Origin of the sequence: Rhodococcus sp. IEGM 1305, assembly GCF_030058635.1 — a bacterium.
Taxonomy (GTDB): Bacteria; Actinomycetota; Actinomycetes; order Mycobacteriales; family Mycobacteriaceae; genus Rhodococcus_F; species Rhodococcus_F opacus_D.
In genome coordinates this window covers 42,833-57,651 of sequence record NZ_JASHKX010000018.1, presented here as the reverse complement: position 1 = coordinate 57,651, position 14,819 = coordinate 42,833, and the positions used below count along the sequence as shown (strand labels likewise).

At 67.4% G+C, this 14,819-nt stretch carries 16 protein-coding genes; 10 read left to right on the top strand and 6 right to left on the bottom strand.

Translation table 11 applies throughout. The features are described from left to right. Window positions 1–21: 21 nt before the first annotated feature. From QM693_RS22940 to QM693_RS22930, 3 genes are read right to left on the bottom strand one after another with little or no spacing between them, the layout of a single operon-like run. Window positions 22–1,446, bottom strand: coding sequence for an NAD(P)(+) transhydrogenase (Re/Si-specific) subunit beta (locus tag QM693_RS22940; protein WP_283353529.1), 1,425 nt, complete (start codon window positions 1,444–1,446; stop codon window positions 22–24). Then, complete coding sequence (locus tag QM693_RS22935; protein ID WP_283353528.1) at window positions 1,446–1,781, bottom strand: NAD(P) transhydrogenase subunit alpha part 2; 336 nt, start codon at window positions 1,779–1,781, stop codon at window positions 1,446–1,448. Before QM693_RS22935 ends, QM693_RS22940 begins: the two co-directional genes overlap by 1 nt. Further along, window positions 1,782–2,894, bottom strand: a complete 1,113-nt coding sequence (locus QM693_RS22930) for a Re/Si-specific NAD(P)(+) transhydrogenase subunit alpha (RefSeq protein ID WP_283335835.1) — start codon at window positions 2,892–2,894, stop codon at window positions 1,782–1,784. 269 nt (window positions 2,895–3,163) lie between these two features. Here QM693_RS22930 and QM693_RS22925 point away from each other — a divergent pair, with 269 nt between their 5' ends. Beyond that, entirely contained in the window at window positions 3,164–3,565 is a 402-nt protein-coding gene (locus QM693_RS22925) for a DUF488 domain-containing protein (protein WP_280783684.1), read from the top strand. Then, window positions 3,562–3,741, top strand: coding sequence for a hypothetical protein (locus QM693_RS22920; protein WP_283353527.1), 180 nt, complete (start codon window positions 3,562–3,564; stop codon window positions 3,739–3,741). Before QM693_RS22925 ends, QM693_RS22920 begins: the two co-directional genes overlap by 4 nt. Before the next feature lie 11 nt (window positions 3,742–3,752). Here the strand turns inward: QM693_RS22920 and QM693_RS22915 are convergent, their stop codons facing one another. Then, on the bottom strand, window positions 3,753–5,294 hold the full coding sequence (locus tag QM693_RS22915; RefSeq protein WP_105423739.1) for an AMP-binding protein: 1,542 nt from the start codon (window positions 5,292–5,294) through the stop codon (window positions 3,753–3,755). 167 nt (window positions 5,295–5,461) lie between these two features. Between QM693_RS22915 and QM693_RS22910 the strand changes: the two genes are divergently transcribed. Beyond that, window positions 5,462–6,280 (top strand): maleylpyruvate isomerase family mycothiol-dependent enzyme, encoded by an 819-nt coding sequence (locus tag QM693_RS22910; RefSeq protein WP_280783687.1) that lies wholly within the window; start codon window positions 5,462–5,464, stop codon window positions 6,278–6,280. A 5-nt stretch (window positions 6,281–6,285) separates the two neighbouring features. Next, the gene (locus QM693_RS22905) at window positions 6,286–6,969 is read left to right on the top strand and encodes a Type 1 glutamine amidotransferase-like domain-containing protein (RefSeq protein ID WP_283353526.1); all 684 of its coding nucleotides are present in this window, start codon (window positions 6,286–6,288) and stop codon (window positions 6,967–6,969) included. A 29-nt stretch (window positions 6,970–6,998) separates the two neighbouring features. Here QM693_RS22905 and QM693_RS22900 read toward each other — a convergent pair whose 3' ends face one another. Then, a complete protein-coding gene (locus tag QM693_RS22900; protein WP_011594545.1) occupies window positions 6,999–7,328 on the bottom strand; it encodes a hypothetical protein in 330 nt (109 codons plus the stop codon). Window positions 7,329–7,841: 513 nt separating this feature from the next. Between QM693_RS22900 and QM693_RS22895 the strand changes: the two genes are divergently transcribed. From QM693_RS22895 to QM693_RS22870, 6 genes are all read left to right on the top strand, one after another. After that, window positions 7,842–9,215 (top strand): FAD-binding oxidoreductase, encoded by a 1,374-nt coding sequence (locus tag QM693_RS22895; protein WP_283353525.1) that lies wholly within the window; start codon window positions 7,842–7,844, stop codon window positions 9,213–9,215. 183 nt (window positions 9,216–9,398) lie between these two features. Further along, on the top strand, window positions 9,399–10,517 hold the full coding sequence (locus tag QM693_RS22890; RefSeq protein ID WP_280783690.1) for a glycoside hydrolase family 183 protein: 1,119 nt from the start codon (window positions 9,399–9,401) through the stop codon (window positions 10,515–10,517). A gap of 65 nt (window positions 10,518–10,582) precedes the next feature. Continuing rightward, complete coding sequence (locus tag QM693_RS22885; RefSeq protein WP_005252788.1) at window positions 10,583–10,858, top strand: GNAT family N-acetyltransferase; 276 nt, start codon at window positions 10,583–10,585, stop codon at window positions 10,856–10,858. After that, on the top strand, window positions 10,842–11,384 hold the full coding sequence (locus QM693_RS22880; protein ID WP_280783691.1) for a DUF3558 domain-containing protein: 543 nt from the start codon (window positions 10,842–10,844) through the stop codon (window positions 11,382–11,384). Before QM693_RS22885 ends, QM693_RS22880 begins: the two co-directional genes overlap by 17 nt. Further along, window positions 11,381–11,908, top strand: a complete 528-nt coding sequence (locus QM693_RS22875) for a DUF3558 domain-containing protein (RefSeq protein WP_283335825.1) — start codon at window positions 11,381–11,383, stop codon at window positions 11,906–11,908. Before QM693_RS22880 ends, QM693_RS22875 begins: the two co-directional genes overlap by 4 nt. Window positions 11,909–11,991: 83 nt before the next feature. Then, window positions 11,992–13,233, top strand: coding sequence for an MFS transporter (locus tag QM693_RS22870; RefSeq protein ID WP_011594550.1), 1,242 nt, complete (start codon window positions 11,992–11,994; stop codon window positions 13,231–13,233). On the opposite strand, the gene QM693_RS22865 is transcribed toward QM693_RS22870, so the two are convergent. Further along, window positions 13,226–14,779 carry a carboxylesterase/lipase family protein gene (locus QM693_RS22865; RefSeq protein WP_283353524.1) on the bottom strand — a complete coding sequence of 518 codons (1,554 nt, stop codon included), beginning with the start codon at window positions 14,777–14,779 and terminating at the stop codon, window positions 13,226–13,228. The genes QM693_RS22870 and QM693_RS22865 overlap by 8 nt on opposite strands. Window positions 14,780–14,819 lie beyond the last annotated feature (40 nt).

The window sequence follows — 14,819 nt, the reverse complement described above, 5'->3', positions numbered from 1 at the left end:
AGGCGCACGGGCCCGGAGGGCCTACAGGGCCTTGAGTTCCTCGGTGACCTCGGAGACCGACTTCTTCGCGTCCCCGAAGAGCATGGAGGTGGTGTCGGCGAAGAACAGCGGGTTGTCGATGCCGGCGAAGCCGGAGTTCATCGACCGCTTCAGCACGATCACCGACTTCGACTGATCCACATTCAAGATGGGCATCCCGTGGATCGGCGACGACGGGTCGTTGCGGGCGGCGGGGTTGGTGACATCGTTCGCACCGATCACCAGGGTGACGTCGGTGCGGGCGAACTCGTCGTTGATGTCGTCCATTTCCTTCATCGCGTCGTACTCGACGTCGGCCTCGGCGAGCAGCACGTTCATGTGCCCGGGCATCCGGCCCGCCACCGGGTGAATGGCGTACTTGACCTCGACACCCTTCGACTCGAGCAGCTTGGCCATGTCCTTGACCGCGTGCTGGGCCTGCGCGACGGCCAACCCGTAGCCGGGGACCACGATCACCTGGTTGGCGTACGCCATCTGGATCGCCGCATCCGCCGCCGAGGTGGACTTCGCCGTCTTCACGGTCCCGTCCCCGACCGCCGCCGCGACGCCGCCGCCACCGAACCCGCCGGCCACGATCGCCGGGATGGACCGGTTCATCGCCTTCGCCATCAGGTTGGTCAGGATCGAACCCGACGCACCGACGATCATGCCGGCCACGATCATCGCCTGATTATTGAGCGCCAGACCGGCGGCCGCCGCGGACAGACCCGTCAACGCGTTCAGCAGCGAAATCACCACGGGCATGTCGGCGCCGCCGATCGGCAGCACCACCATCAACCCGAGCACCGCCGCCAGCACCAGCACCCCCACGATCCACCACTGCGACGTGGGTCCGGTCGGCTCGATGGCCTTGATTCCGATGGCCACCGCCAATGCGACGGCCCCGATCAGCAGCACCGCATTGAGCGGTTGCTGCAGCTTGCCGATGCCGATCGGCCGGCCCGGCAGGGTTTCCTGCAGCTTGAGGAACGCGATCACCGAACCCCAGAAGGAGATCGACCCGATGATCGCCGCGAACAGCGACGCGATGACGATGTGCACCGTCGGCGACTCACCGTGTTGGAAGGCGGTGAACCCGTCCGAGTCCAGGAACTCGGCGTACGCGATCAACGCGACCGTGCCGCCACCGACACCGTTGAACAGTGCCACCAGCTGCGGCATCGCGGTCATCTTCGTCCGCAACGCCGGCGGCACACCCAGGATCACACCGATCACCAGACCGGCGACGATCAGCACCCAGTTGGAGGTGTCCCGGATCGCGATCAGAGTGGCGACCACCGCGACACCCATGCCGACCGCGGCGATCTGGTTACCGCGGACCGCGGTCTTCGGGCCGGTCAGGCCCATCAGACCGTAGATAAACATCGCGAACGCCACGATGTACAGAACGTTGACCAAGTACTCCATTACCGGTCCCCACCCTTCTCAACAACAGCAGCAGCGGCGGGGGCGGCGGGCTTGGACTTGAACATCGCCAGCATCCGGTCGGTGACCACGAAACCACCGACCACGTTGATCGTTCCGAAGACCAGGGCGACGAACAGGATCACCTGCAGGCCCCACGGCGGGTTCTCGACCTTGCCGAGCACCACCAGTGCACCCAGCACGACGATGCCGTGGATGGCGTTGGTGCCCGACATCAGCGGGGTATGCAACGTGTTCGGGACCTTCGAGATGACCGCGAACCCCACGAACCCGGACAACACCAGGATCGCGATGTTCGCCAACAATTCGGTATACATCTAGGACACACCCTCCTCACGGGTGACGCAGGACGCGGCGAGGACCTCGTCCGAGAAATCGGGGGCCAGCGCCCCGTCGACGAGCATCAACTCGAGCAGCGCGGAGATGTTCTTCGAGTACAGCTCCGAGGCGTGCTCGGGCATGCTGGCGGGCAGGTTCAGCGGCGAGCAGATCGTCACCCCGTGCTTGACCACGGTCTGACCGGGCTCGGTGAGCTCGCAGTTACCGCCGGTCTCCCCGGCCAGGTCGACCACCACGGAGCCGGGCTTCATGCCCTCCACCGCGGCCGCGGTCACCAACCGCGGCGCCGGACGGCCCGGCACCAGGGCGGTGGTAATGACCACGTCGAAGCCCTTGATCGCGTCCTCGAGCGCCTGCTGCTGCTGCGCCCGCTCCGCCTCGGTCAGCTCGCGGGCGTAGCCGCCCTCACCGGCGGCGTCGATCCCGAGATCGAGCCACTGGGCACCGACCGAGCGGACCTGGTCGGCGACCTCCGGGCGCACGTCGTAGCCGGTGGCCCGGCCCCCGAGACGCTTCGCCGTCGCCAACGCCTGCAGGCCGGCGACACCGACACCGAGGACCAGCACCGTCGCCGGCTTGACGGTGCCGGCGGCGGTGGTGAGCATCGGGAAGAACCGGGTCGACTCCGACGCCGCGAGCAGCACCGACTTGTAGCCGGACACGTTCGCCTGCGACGACAACGCGTCCATCACCTGGGCGCGGGAGATACGCGGGATCGCCTCCACCGCGAACGCCTGCACCCCGGCCGCCTTCAGCGCGGCGACCTGATTGTCCTGGTTGCGGGGGGCGAGGAACCCGATCAGGGTCTGCCCGGCACGCAACCGGCCCACTTCCTCGTCCGATGGCGGCGCGACCTTGACGATCACGTCCGCCGACCACGGGTCGGCAATGGCGGCTCCTGCCAATTTGTACAACTCGTCCGGGATCAGCGCGCCCAAACCGGCACCCGACTCGACCACCACGTCGACGCCCTTGGCGATCAACGACGCCACGATCTTCGGCACCAACGCGACCCGACGCTCACCGTCGTTCGACTCCCGAACGACGCCGACCGTCGGGCGCGCGGTGGACGCGCTCTGCGATGTATCCATGTATCGACTTCCTGCGGTAGATGGTGTGTGTGCCGCGACGAGCGGCGATCAACCGATGATGAGCGGAAATATTTCCCCCGACTCGACTGAGTTAGCTGATAGTAGCCAGAGAAAGCGTGACGTAGGGAACAGAGAAGTCCGTGGGTAGGCGTCTGAATCGAGTCCGAACAGTCGTTCTCACAGATCTTTCTGCTCGTTTGTGAACCCGGTCACAGGGTGTTTCGTCGTAGTCTGACGGTAGACAGCCGCACGGAAGCGGAGGTTCGGCCATGAGCACACCGAAGGAACGGAGCGCGGAGGACGTCACCGCGAATCCACCGGTCGTCGTCGAGCGGGTCTACGACCATCCGACCGAGGGCGACGGACTCCGACTGTTCGTGGACCGGCTCTGGCCGCGGGGGCTCCGCAAGGACGCGTTCCATTTCGACGACTGGGCCAAGGACCTCGCACCGTCGACGGAGCTGCGTCACTGGTACTCGCACGACGTCGCCGCATTCAGCGAGTTCCGCGAGCGGTACGTCCACGAGCTCGACTCACCGAGCGGACGGAAGGCTGTCGCGCGGGTGCAGGAACTCGCGCAGGGGCGGCCGATCGTTCTCCTGACCGCGACGAAGGACGTCAGCCACAGTCACGCCGAGGTGCTCGCCGAATACATGCTGGATCGGTTGTGACCGCCCACCGCGACGACGCCGCGCCCATCACCGAACCGGACGACGACCTCGGCGGCGACCCCGTCTGCTGGCTCGACCGCGTGTGCCCCGACTGCGGGTTGTTCCTCACCGACCACACCGCGGGCACCTGCCCGCGCTGCGGGGGGCGCGGGACAGGTGACGGGCGGGACAGGTGACGTGCCGGAATTCAGCCGGCGTTCAGGTACCGGGCACGGAGTTTGTGCTTGACGAGTTTGCCGGTGGGTGTGCGCGGCAGGTCGTCGGAGAAGTCGATGCTGCGCGGTGCCTTGAAGTGACTCACCCGGTCGCGCACGTAGTCGAGTAATTCGCGGGCGACGGCATCGGACGGTTCCACCCCCTCGACGAGTTGCACGACGGCTTTGACCTGTTCGCCCATCTCCTCGTCGGGCACGCCGATCACCGCGACGTCGAACACCTTGGGATGCATCGTGAGAACGTTCTCCGACTCCTGCGGGTAGATGTTCACCCCACCGGAGATGATCATGAACGCGGCGCGGTCGGTGAGATAGAGGAAGCGGTCGGAGTCGATGTACCCGATGTCGCCGCTCGTGGTCCACGTCGGATGGTCGGGGTGCGTCGCGGATTCGGTCTTGGCCGGGTCGTTGTGATATTCGAACGGCCGTTCCTCCCTCTCCCAGTAGACGGTCCCGATGTCACCGACGGGTACGTCCGCACCGTTGTCGTCGCAGATGTGGACGATGCCCATGACCCCGTCGTGGCCGACCGATCCCGGCTTCGCGAGGGCCTGGGCGCTGTCGATGAACGTGGCACCGGCGCCTTCGGTGGACGCGTAGTACTCGTGGATCACCGGGCCCCACCACTCGATCATCGAACGCTTCACGTCGGGCGGGCACGGCGCCGCCGCGTGGATCGCCACCTTCAGACTCGACACGTCGAACTTGTCGCGAACGTCCTTGGGCAGCTTGAGCATCCGGACGAACATCGTCGGGACCCACTGGCTGTGGGTCACCCGGTACTCCTCGATGAGCCGCAGCGCCTCCTCGGCGTCGAAGCGGTCCATCAGGACGATCGTGCCGCCGACGGACGTGATGGTGCCGCAGAAGCGCAGCGGCGCTGCGTGATACAGGGGTGCGGGGCACAGATAGACGGTGTCGGAATCGAATCCGTACATCGGGGCGAACACGGCGGTGTACGGATCCGTGGTGGTGTCCACCTCGCCCTCGGGCAGAGCGGGTTTGATCCCCTTGGGCCTGCCGGTGGTGCCCGAGGAGTACAGCATGTCCTGCCCGCGGGGCTGCGAATCGAGCGGTTCGGCCGACTGCGCCGCCACGGCGTCGTCGTAGCTGTCGAATCCGTCGAGTTCGCCGCCGTACACGAGACGGTGACGGATGCGGGGCAGCTGATTCTCCTCGCGCGGCACGGCGCCGCCCGCATCGGCGGACACGATGAGCACCTCGGCTCCGCAGTCGTCCACGACGTAACCGGCTTCCTCCGGGGTGAGATGCCAGTTCACCACGGTGATGTACAGCCCGGATCGCAGCGCCGCCCAGTACACCTCGAGAACCCGGAGGTCGTTGCTCGACACGAGCGCCAGGTGGTCGCCGACCTTCAGGCCGAGCGAACGCAGGTGCCGTGCGAGGCGGGTGGACCGCTCGTCCAGCTCCCGGTAGGTCAGCTGCTCCCCCGTCGAGGGACGAATGACAGCGGGCTTGTCCGGGGTGGTCGCCACGAAGTTTCCAGGGAACATCCGCACTCCTTTTGTTAATGGAGATTCTCACCATCGGTCTACCACACCGAACCCGGGCCGGGGAGGCCTTCGACGCCGTCACCGGCGCATTCGTCCGCCCGCGGCGAAAACCCTCGGACGCGTCGGCGGGAGGTCCTAGAGTTGAGGCAAAAGGAGGCGTACGACCCGTGAATGCCCTGCAGAAGGAACCGATCCTCGACGCATTGTTCGAGGAATGGGACGTACTCGACGACGTGCTGTCCACGTTGTCCGGCGACGCGTGGTTCACGCCCACCGCGCTGCCGGGCTGGACCGTCCACGACGTGACCGCGCATCTCATCGGCACGGAGTCGCTCCTCGCCGGAATCTCCGCACCGCACACCAGTATCGACGTCCGCGGCCTCGCGCACGTGCGCAACGCGATCGGTGCGTTCAACGAAGAGTGGGTCGAAGGGCTGCGGGGCTGCTCCGGCCCCGAGATGCTCGAGCGTTTCCGGGTGATCGTGGCCCGCAGGCGGTCGGAGCTGAGCGAGATGACCGACGAGGCGTTCGAGGCCGAGACCACCACACCGGTCGGTCCGGCTCCCTACCTCCGGTTCATGCGCATCCGCGTGTTCGACTGCTGGATGCACGAGCTCGACCTGCGCGACGCCCTCGCGCTGCCCGGCGACGAGGGCGGCCTGCGCGGGGAGACGGCGTTCGAGGAGATCGCGGGCGCTGTCGCGTTCCTCGTCGGCAAGCGCGGTAAGGCCCCGGACGGGTCGAGGATCACCCTGGAGCTGACGGGACCGCTCGCGCGGAACATTCACGTCGCCGTCGACGGCAGAGCCGCGGTGGTCGACGCACTGCCGTCCGAGGCCACCGCGACCGTGACTCTCGACTCCCGGCTGTTCACCCGGTTGGCGGGCGGCCGGACGACGGCGGCCGATCACCGCGACGAGATCGCGTTGAGCGGCGACACCGCCGTGGGCAAGAGGATCGTCGACAACCTCGCGTTCACGATCTGACCGCGGTGCGCCTGTTCCTGTCTTCGTATCGGTTCGGTGCGGATCCCGCGCCGCTGCTGTCGCTCGTCGGCCGCCCGGGGCGTGTGGGGGTGATCGCCGCGGCCGCGGACGCGTGGCCGCGGACGGCGCGGACGTCCGCGGTCGTGAGTGACGTGATGCCGCTGACGCGGCTGGGCTTCACCCCGGAAGAGGTGGATCTGCGCGACTACATCGGCAGCGACGGGCACGCGCGTTCGGCCGTGCTGAGGGAGCGGCTGGCGGGGTTCGGCATGCTGTGGGTGCGCGGTGGGAACACGTTCGTGTTGCGCGCGCAGATGGCCCGGAGCGGCGCGGACCGGGTGATCCCGGAACTACTGCTGGGGGATTCGCTGGTGTACGCCGGCTACAGCGCGGGGGCGTGTGTGATGACTCCGACGCTGCACGGTCTCGACTCCTCCGATGACCCGGCGGAGGTGGTCGCCACCTGCGGCATGGAGCCGCTCTGGGACGGTCTGGGCGTGGTGGGCTTCGCGATCGTGCCGCATCACCCGCCTGCGGAGCTTCCAGGGGCCGAAGACGCCGTCCCCTTGGAGGACGCGGCAGCCGTTCGGCGCACTGTCACCGCTTTGAGGCTCGCCGGCATCGAGTACCGCACTTTGACGGACGATCAGGCGATCGTCGTGAACGGAGATCGAACCGAACTCGTGTGACGACGGCGAGCCCTGCGACGGGAAGGCCTTCAGCCGAAGACGGCGACCGGCACGGACGGAGTGAACGGGGCGACGCGGTCGAGTGCGGCCCAGGTGACCTCGCAGCGCTTGGCGGTGACTTCGTCCGCGTCGGCGAGGAGCGTGTTCAGGAGGGTCTTCGGGTTCAGGCGCCATTCCTGCACCATGGACCGAACTTCCTCGTTGGTGAACAACCCCGAACCGGCCAGTGCGAAGATCCATTCGTCGAACTCGCCACGGTGGATCTGTTCGATGGAATCGTAGTCGATACCACCGTCGAGGAACTCGTACGAGAACATCGCGGAGATGTAGCTGCTGGGATCTCGGTGGAGTGCATTCATCGGTGCGGGTCCTTCCAGGGTCGGTGCGGCAAAACCCGGCCCCAACCGTGTTCTAGCTCACATTTCGTGAGAATCTCCGTTTGGGTGTAACGCCTCGCCGGTGTTTGACGATGCAAGACGCTAACCCGTAGAAGTGAGTTTTTGCATTGCCTGGTCGATACGATCCGGTAACGGAGTGACGAATGTGACCTGTGTTACACCCGATTCGTCCGGTTCCTCGCGGTTCGCGGGACGCCCCTACCTGCATTTTCTCCTCCGGACCCGGTTGCATACCCCATCGCCGGAACCCCGGAAAAAATTCACCCCCCTGATCCCACATCGTGAGACTCCTACGCGTAAGTAACTAACAGATGGACTATTGGGATCTCACTTCCAGGCCGAACGTCCAGGTTGGAGCGATATCCGCATAAGCCGGTCGGAATCGGTTCAGTTGGACGCCTGACCAATTCGAGGACACCCGAGGCCCACTGGGTTACCGTCGGGGCGCCCGACACCCGCATTTCAGGAGTCACGATGACGGTCACCGACGACGCACTCGCGACGCTCGCCGCCGCGCTCCCCCAGGGGTGTCTCGTCACCGATCCGGACATCCTGGTCTCCTATCGCCAGGACTGGGCGCGCGACCCCGATGCCGTCCTCCCCCTCGCCGTCGCCCGCCCCGCGACCACCGAGGAAGTCCAGGTGGTGATGCGCTGGGCGACCGAGCACCGGGTCCCCGTGATCCCACGCGGGGCGGGATCCGGGCTCAGCGGCGGCGCCACCGCCGTGGCGGGGTGCGTGGTGGTCAGCACCGAGCGCATGCGCCGGATCGAGGTGGACCCGGTGACACGGATCGCCGTCGTCGAACCGGGACTGCTCAACGCGGAGGTCAAGGCCGCGGCCGCCGAGCACGGACTCTGGTACCCACCGGATCCGTCGTCGTTCGAGATGTGCTCGATCGGCGGCAACGTCGCGACCAACGCCGGCGGCCTGTGCTGCGTCAAGTACGGCGTCACCACCGACTACGTCCTCGCGCTGCGCGTGGTCCTCGCGGACGGGACGGACGTGCGCCTGGGCGGACCGCGACTGAAGGACGTGGCCGGCCTGTCGCTGACCAAGCTGTTCGTCGGGAGCGAGGGAACCCTCGGCATCGTCACGGAAGCGACACTGAGGCTGATCCCGGCCCAGCCGCCGTCGAGCACCCTCGTCGCGTCGTTCACCTCCGTCCAGGCCGCCGCCGACACGGTGCTGGCCATCACCCGCACGCTGCGGCCGTCGATGCTCGAATTCATGGACCGCGCCTCGATCGGCGCCGTCGAGGACGCGCTGAAGATGGGCCTGGACCGGACGGCGGAGGCGATGCTCATCGCCCGCTCGGACGCGCCCGGTGCGATTGCGGCCGAAGAGATTTCCGTGATGGCGGACGCGTGCACAGCGAACGGCGCGTCCGAGGTATTCACCACCGACGACCCCGAGGAGGGCGAAGCCTTCGCCGCGGCAAGACGATTCGCGATCCCCGCGGTCGAGAGACTCGGCAGCCTGCTCCTCGAGGACGTCGGGGTCCCGCTCCCCAAACTGCCTGCGCTGGTGGAGGGAATCGCTGCCATCTCCCGCGAGCGTGACGTGATGGTGGCGGTGATCGCGCACGCGGGCGACGGAAACACGCACCCGCTCATCGTGTTCGACCCCGAGGACGCCGCGATGGCCGAGCGTGCCCACCTCGCCTTCGGCGAGATCATGGACCTCGCAATCTCTCTCGGCGGCACGATCACCGGCGAGCACGGCGTGGGTCGGCTGAAGAAGGCCTGGCTGCCCGACCAGTTGGGCGAGGACGTCATGGAATTGACGCATCGGATCAAGAACGCACTGGACCCACTGGGGATCCTCAACCCCGGAGCGATTCTGTAGCTACACGGTCCGGGATGCGATACCCAATGGTTACCCAAGGGGCTGGTGTGGCAGGTGAGGTATTGCTAGCGTGACCGGACCCGACTCGATTCCTCGCAGAGAGGTGCGCTCGTGACCAGACTCCGCCGTGTCGCCTCCCTGGCGATGCCCGCCTTACTTGCTTCTACCTGCACGTTTTTCACGATGACGCCCCCTGTAGCGACGGCGGCGCCGTGCCTCGGCGGAACCGGCAGCCTCGGATCGAGCGGCTCCAACCAGGGCATCAACCCCATTCCCTGGCTCAACGGAAGTGACGGTCGCCTTCCCGAGCTGCGTGGCAAAACTCAGGCTATCGCGCACATCACCGGGCCGCGCAGCTCCAACGACACGATCGGCAGGTTCCGGGTGCTCGGCACCGACCTCGGCATCATGTGGGACAACGGCGGCGGTGAGATCCTCACCGCGTTCGGTGACACCGTCGGGCTGAGCGACAACCCGCTGTGCGGTCTTGTCGGCGACTGGCGCAGCAACATCCTGTTGCGCAGCTCCGACAAGGACCTCACCGACGGGATGCGCATCGACAATTCCCCGGTCGATACCCCGAACCATTCCAAGGAGATCATCCAGAGCAAGAAGATCCCGGGTGTGGAGCAGACCGTCATCCCCACCACCGGCATCTCGGTCGGTGAGGGTCCCGGGGCGACGCAGTACATCAACTACATGTCCGTGCGGAGCTGGGGCGCCCCCGGCGAGTGGGACACCAACGCGTCCGGCATCGCGTACTCCGTGGACAACGGCGAGAACTGGGTCACCGACCCTCTGACGCTGCGGCCCAACGTCCCGGGTACGGGCGCCGAGAACTTCCAGATGGGCTCGTACGTCAAGCACGACGGATTCGTCTACGCGTTCGGCACGCCGTCGGGTCGATCCGGCGACGCCCGGCTGTCGCGGGTGAAGGAAGCGGACATCCGGAACCTCACGCTGTACGAGTACTGGGACGGCAAGGCGTGGGTGAAGGCCAACGCCACCGTCGCCGCACCGGTCATCCCCGGACCCGTCAGCGAGTTGTCGGTGCAGTTCAACCAGTACCTCGGTCAGTTCGTGGCGATGTACACCGATGCCGGCAATTCGGTGGTCATGCGCCGGTCCGACCACCTCGAATCCGGCTGGAGCGAACCCGAGGTGCTGGTGAGCAGCCGGGACGTGCCGGAGCTGTACGGCGCGTACATGCACCCGTGGTCGCAGGGATCCGATCTGTATTTCCTGGCCACCACCTGGTCGGACTACAACGTCATGCTGCTGCGCACCAACCTCGCGGACTGACGGTAATCTGCGAGTGACAGCGTGCGCGGGACAGCGCGCACGCCACACGAGCAGAGGAGCGGTCTGTGGCGGCCACGGTGGAGCACGACGTGTCGGAATCCCGGTTCGAGATCTACCTCGACGGCCAGCTGGCCGGATACGCCGACTATTTCGAGCGGAACGGGGCCCGCGACTTCCACCACACCGTGACGTACCCCCAGTTCCGCGGTCAGGGTCTGGCCGCGGAAGTGGTGAAGGCCGCCCTCGACGACACGAAGGCCAGCGGGCTCACCGTGATTCCGTCGTGCTCGTACGTCGAGAAGTACATCGCCGAGAATCCGAGCTATGCGGAGCTCGTCTGATCCGGTCCGCCTGACCGTCCGCGCGTCGTGTCTGGTCGCCGCGGCGGTCGTGCTGGCCGGCTGCGGTTCCGGCGACGGTTCCGAGACCGATCCGGCGGCGTCCGCGCCGACCACGTCGGTGTCCGCACAGCCCGGCGCGTTCGTGGGTGAATGCGGCTCGCTGACCGACGCCGAGGTGTACGAGCGGGCCGGGATCACCGCGCTCACCCCGGTGTCGCGCAACGGCATCAAATGCCGGTGGGAGGCGGACGGCGGCGAACGGTACGTGATGTTCACCTGGTACCGCGGCAGCCCCATCGACCGGGAGCGGTCGGTGGCCAAGGGCATCGGTCACGAGGTCCACGACCTCGAGATCGCCGGGCACCGCGGGTTCTCCTCGCAGAACGTCGGATTCTGCGAGGTCGCGCTCGGCACGGGTTCCGACTTCGTGCACTGGCTGGTCCGCTACGGCACGGGCACCGCACCCTCCGATCCGTGCGCGGCTCCCACCGCGCTCGGCCGGTTGACGTTGGAGAAGGTCAAGTGAGCGCCGCCCGCCGGGTCGCTGCGGCGCTGGCGTCGGCGATGATCCTGGCCGGCTGCGGCACCTCCGTCACCGGCAGTCCCCTGCCCGAGGGCGCCGCATCGTCCGACGACGGCGGCTCCCCGCAGTTCGACAAGCTCCTCCGCGAGTGCGACGCCGTCCCCAACGACAAGATCGCGGAGACCCTCCACGGCGCCGGCATCGACCAGTACTTCTTCGGCGCGGTGTGCATGTGGACGGTGTCGTCCGCCGCCGGTTCGATCGACGTCACGTTCGGCTGGTTCGAGAACAACTCGCTGCAACGCGAGCGGAGTGTGGCCGATGGGCTGGGCTACGAGGTGGAAACCACGTCGATCGCGGGCACGTCGGCGTTCAGCGCCCGGCGTCCGGGCGATTCGGCGGCGTGCGGGATCACCGCCGCCTACTCCGGCGTCATCACCTGGTGGGTGCAGCAGCGGTCGGGCACCGGCGACCCGTGCGACGGAGCGCGCACCCTCGCCGAACTGACCCTGCAACGCAACCAGTAGCGGCCGAAATTCGCTCGCGGTGGCCACGACCTCGCTGTTAGCGTCGAAGGACCACCGATCGAGCCGACCAGAGGACCCTTGCCGTGACCGCCACCGAGACGGCTGTGACTCGCCGGTTCGGGCCCCTGATCCTCCTGAACCTCGCGACGCTGTTCTCGTCCACCGGCAACGGCATCGCGATCGTCGTGCTGCCCTGGCTCGTGCTCGAGAGGACCGGTCGCGCGTCCGACGCCGCGATCGTCGCGGGCGCGGCCACCCTCCCGCTGCTGGTGTCGAGCCTGTTCGCGGGCACGTTCGTCGACCTGTTCGGACGTCGCCGCACGTCGATGATCTCCGACTGCCTGTCCGCCCTGTCCGTGGCGGCCATCCCAGTGATCGCGAACACGACGGGCCTCACCGTCACGGTGATCGCCGTCCTCGCCGCGATCGGCGCCGCGTTCGATCCGGCCGGAATCGCGGCGCGGGAGTCGATGCTGCCGGCCGCCACGAAGTCCGCGGGCTGGTCACTCGACCGGATGAACAGCCTCTACGAGGCCAACTACAACGTGGCGTATCTCGTCGGACCCGGCATCGGCGGCGTCCTCATCGCCACCGTGGGTGCGGTGAACACGTTGTGGGTCACCGCCGTCGGATTCGTGCTGTCCGTGGTGACCATCGCATTCCTGCGACTGGAGAACGCAGGCAGACCCGACACGTCCACGCGCCCGACGTCCATCTGGCACGGCACGCTCGAGGGCCTGAAGTTCGTGTGGCACAACCGGCTCCTGCGCACGATCGCTCTGGTCGACATGGCGGTGGTCGCGCTGTACATGCCCGTCGAATCGGTGGTGTTCCCGGTGTACTTCACCGAACTCGACAAGCCCGCGCAACTGGGTTCGGTGCTGATGGCGCTCAGCATCGGCGGCGTGGTGGGTGCCCTCGCGTACGGACCGCTCGCGCCGTATGTGTCGCGCAGGATGCTGATGGTGGTGGCGGTGACGGTGCTGGGCGCGGCCATGGTCGCGATGGCGTTCCTGCCGCCGCTGTGGGCGATTCTGGCGCTGGCCCTCCTCCAGGGTCTCGTGTTCGGTCCGGTCGGCCCGATCGCCAACTACGCCATGCAGACTCGTAGTCCGGAGCACATGCGCGGGCGCGTCACCGGGGTCATGACGTCCACCGCGTACGCCGCGGGTCCGCTGGGTTACCTGCTGGCCGGTCCCCTCCTCGACAAGTGGGGAATCCAGCCGACCTTCTTCGTGCTCGCGATCCCGGTCCTGATCATCGGGCTGGCCTGCTTCGCGCTGCCCGTCCTGAAGGAACTGGACGACAAGGTCCCCGTCAGTTGAAGCCCATGACGTCGTTGCCCCACGCGATCCGCATCTCGTGGTCCGGGTCCTTCACGAGGGTGTCCGCGCCGTCGATCAGCAACGTCGAGCGGTTCTCCTCGTCGTAGGGCGCCCAGTGCTTGGACCCGTCCAGCGCGGCGGGGACACCGTGCCGCGCGAACGCGAGCCACCGGCGCTGGATCCGGCCCGACACCTCGAGCGCCGTCTTCCGGCCCCCGAGCCAGAACGTCGGGTCGATGTTGAGGGTGTCGAAATTGCCGAAGACGTACGGGAGTTCGGTGGCGTGGCCGGCTCCGATCCGTGCGGCCTTGAGCATCGGCGTGGCCTGATCGAACCGGTACATCCACGTCGGCGAGTGCCGGCTGTGGGCGTCGGCCACCCACAGGGCGGGCATCCGGAACGCGGCGTCCCTCGACATCGCGAGCGCGCCCTTCGGCTTTCCGCGGTCCGGGTACGCCGACAGGATGTCGGCGAGGCGGGCGGCGGGCAGTTCCGGGTGATCGGCCGCGATCGCCCTCAACATCTCCTGCACCGAATCCGACGTGACCGGCAGCAGAGGAGATTTCATGAACTTGAAGATCGACGACTCGTCCTTGTTGGAACCGATGATGAGAGGGATGCGGTGGGAGTGCCCCTTCTGGAACGCGGCCACCGGGTAGCGGGGCAGGAAGTCGCGGTCCACCACGGGCGCCATCGCGAGCGTGCCCGGAATCCTCGTCGGCACCTCGTTGACGAGTGTGTCGCTGGCCTCGATCACCGTGCGGTACGGAAGGTGCAGCAGGGTGTCGATCTGCGCGGGTTCCACGTCGAGGATGTCGAGGAACTGTTTCGCGACGGTGGCCGCCCGCTCGCTCCCGTAGACCGACGTGGCGGGCGGGCTCTGGGCGATCGCGCGGTGGAACAGGCCCTCCGCGCTCGGACACGTCATCAGCGTGGTGATCGACCCGGCTCCGGACGACTCCCCGAACACCGTCACCTCGTCCGGGTCACCGCCGAACGACGCGATGTTGTCGCGGACCCATTCGAGGGCCGCGACCTGGTCGCGCAGCCCGCAGTTGGTCTCGAACACCCGCTCGGTCGTGGAGAACGACGACAGGTCGAGGAAGCCGAGCGCTCCCACCCGGTAGTTGAACGAGACCAGCACGACGTCGCCGATTGTGGACAGGATGCGCCCGTTGTAGATGCCCTGAGCTGCGGTTCCCAGGCAGTAGGCACCGCCGTGGATCCACACCATCACCGGCCGCGGGGTGCCGTCGGGTCTCGGGGCCCAGACGTTGACGGACAGGCAGTCCTCGTCCATCTCGAGTCCCGCGTCGATGGGGACGGCGGTGCCGTGCCCCTGCGGCGCCATCGGGCCGAAGTCGACGCAGTCGCGCACACCCTCCCACGGTGCGGGCGGGGCCGGGGCGCGGAACCGCAGATCGCCGACGGGGGCCGCGGCGAACGGAATGCCCTTCCACGCGTAGACGTCGCCCTCGGGGTAGCCACGCACCTCACCGTCCCGGGCGCGGACGACGAGCGTGTCGCCGGACTTGTCGACCTCCACGGAATCTCCTCACGCAGCACGTTCCGGGAATCTCTCGCCA

Coding starts and splice junctions, on each gene's coding strand:
- QM693_RS22915 (WP_105423739.1), bottom strand. CDS start 5,294: ATGTTCCCTGGAAACTTCGTGGCGACCACCCCGGACAAGCCCGCTGTC.
- QM693_RS22895 (WP_283353525.1), top strand. CDS start 7,842: ATGACGGTCACCGACGACGCACTCGCGACGCTCGCCGCCGCGCTCCCC.
- QM693_RS22940 (WP_283353529.1), bottom strand. CDS start 1,446: ATGGAGTACTTGGTCAACGTTCTGTACATCGTGGCGTTCGCGATGTTT.
- QM693_RS22900 (WP_011594545.1), bottom strand. CDS start 7,328: ATGAATGCACTCCACCGAGATCCCAGCAGCTACATCTCCGCGATGTTC.
- QM693_RS22880 (WP_280783691.1), top strand. CDS start 10,842: ATGCGGAGCTCGTCTGATCCGGTCCGCCTGACCGTCCGCGCGTCGTGT.
- QM693_RS22935 (WP_283353528.1), bottom strand. CDS start 1,781: ATGTATACCGAATTGTTGGCGAACATCGCGATCCTGGTGTTGTCCGGG.
- QM693_RS22890 (WP_280783690.1), top strand. CDS start 9,399: ATGACGCCCCCTGTAGCGACGGCGGCGCCGTGCCTCGGCGGAACCGGC.
- QM693_RS22925 (WP_280783684.1), top strand. CDS start 3,164: ATGAGCACACCGAAGGAACGGAGCGCGGAGGACGTCACCGCGAATCCA.
- QM693_RS22930 (WP_283335835.1), bottom strand. CDS start 2,894: ATGGATACATCGCAGAGCGCGTCCACCGCGCGCCCGACGGTCGGCGTC.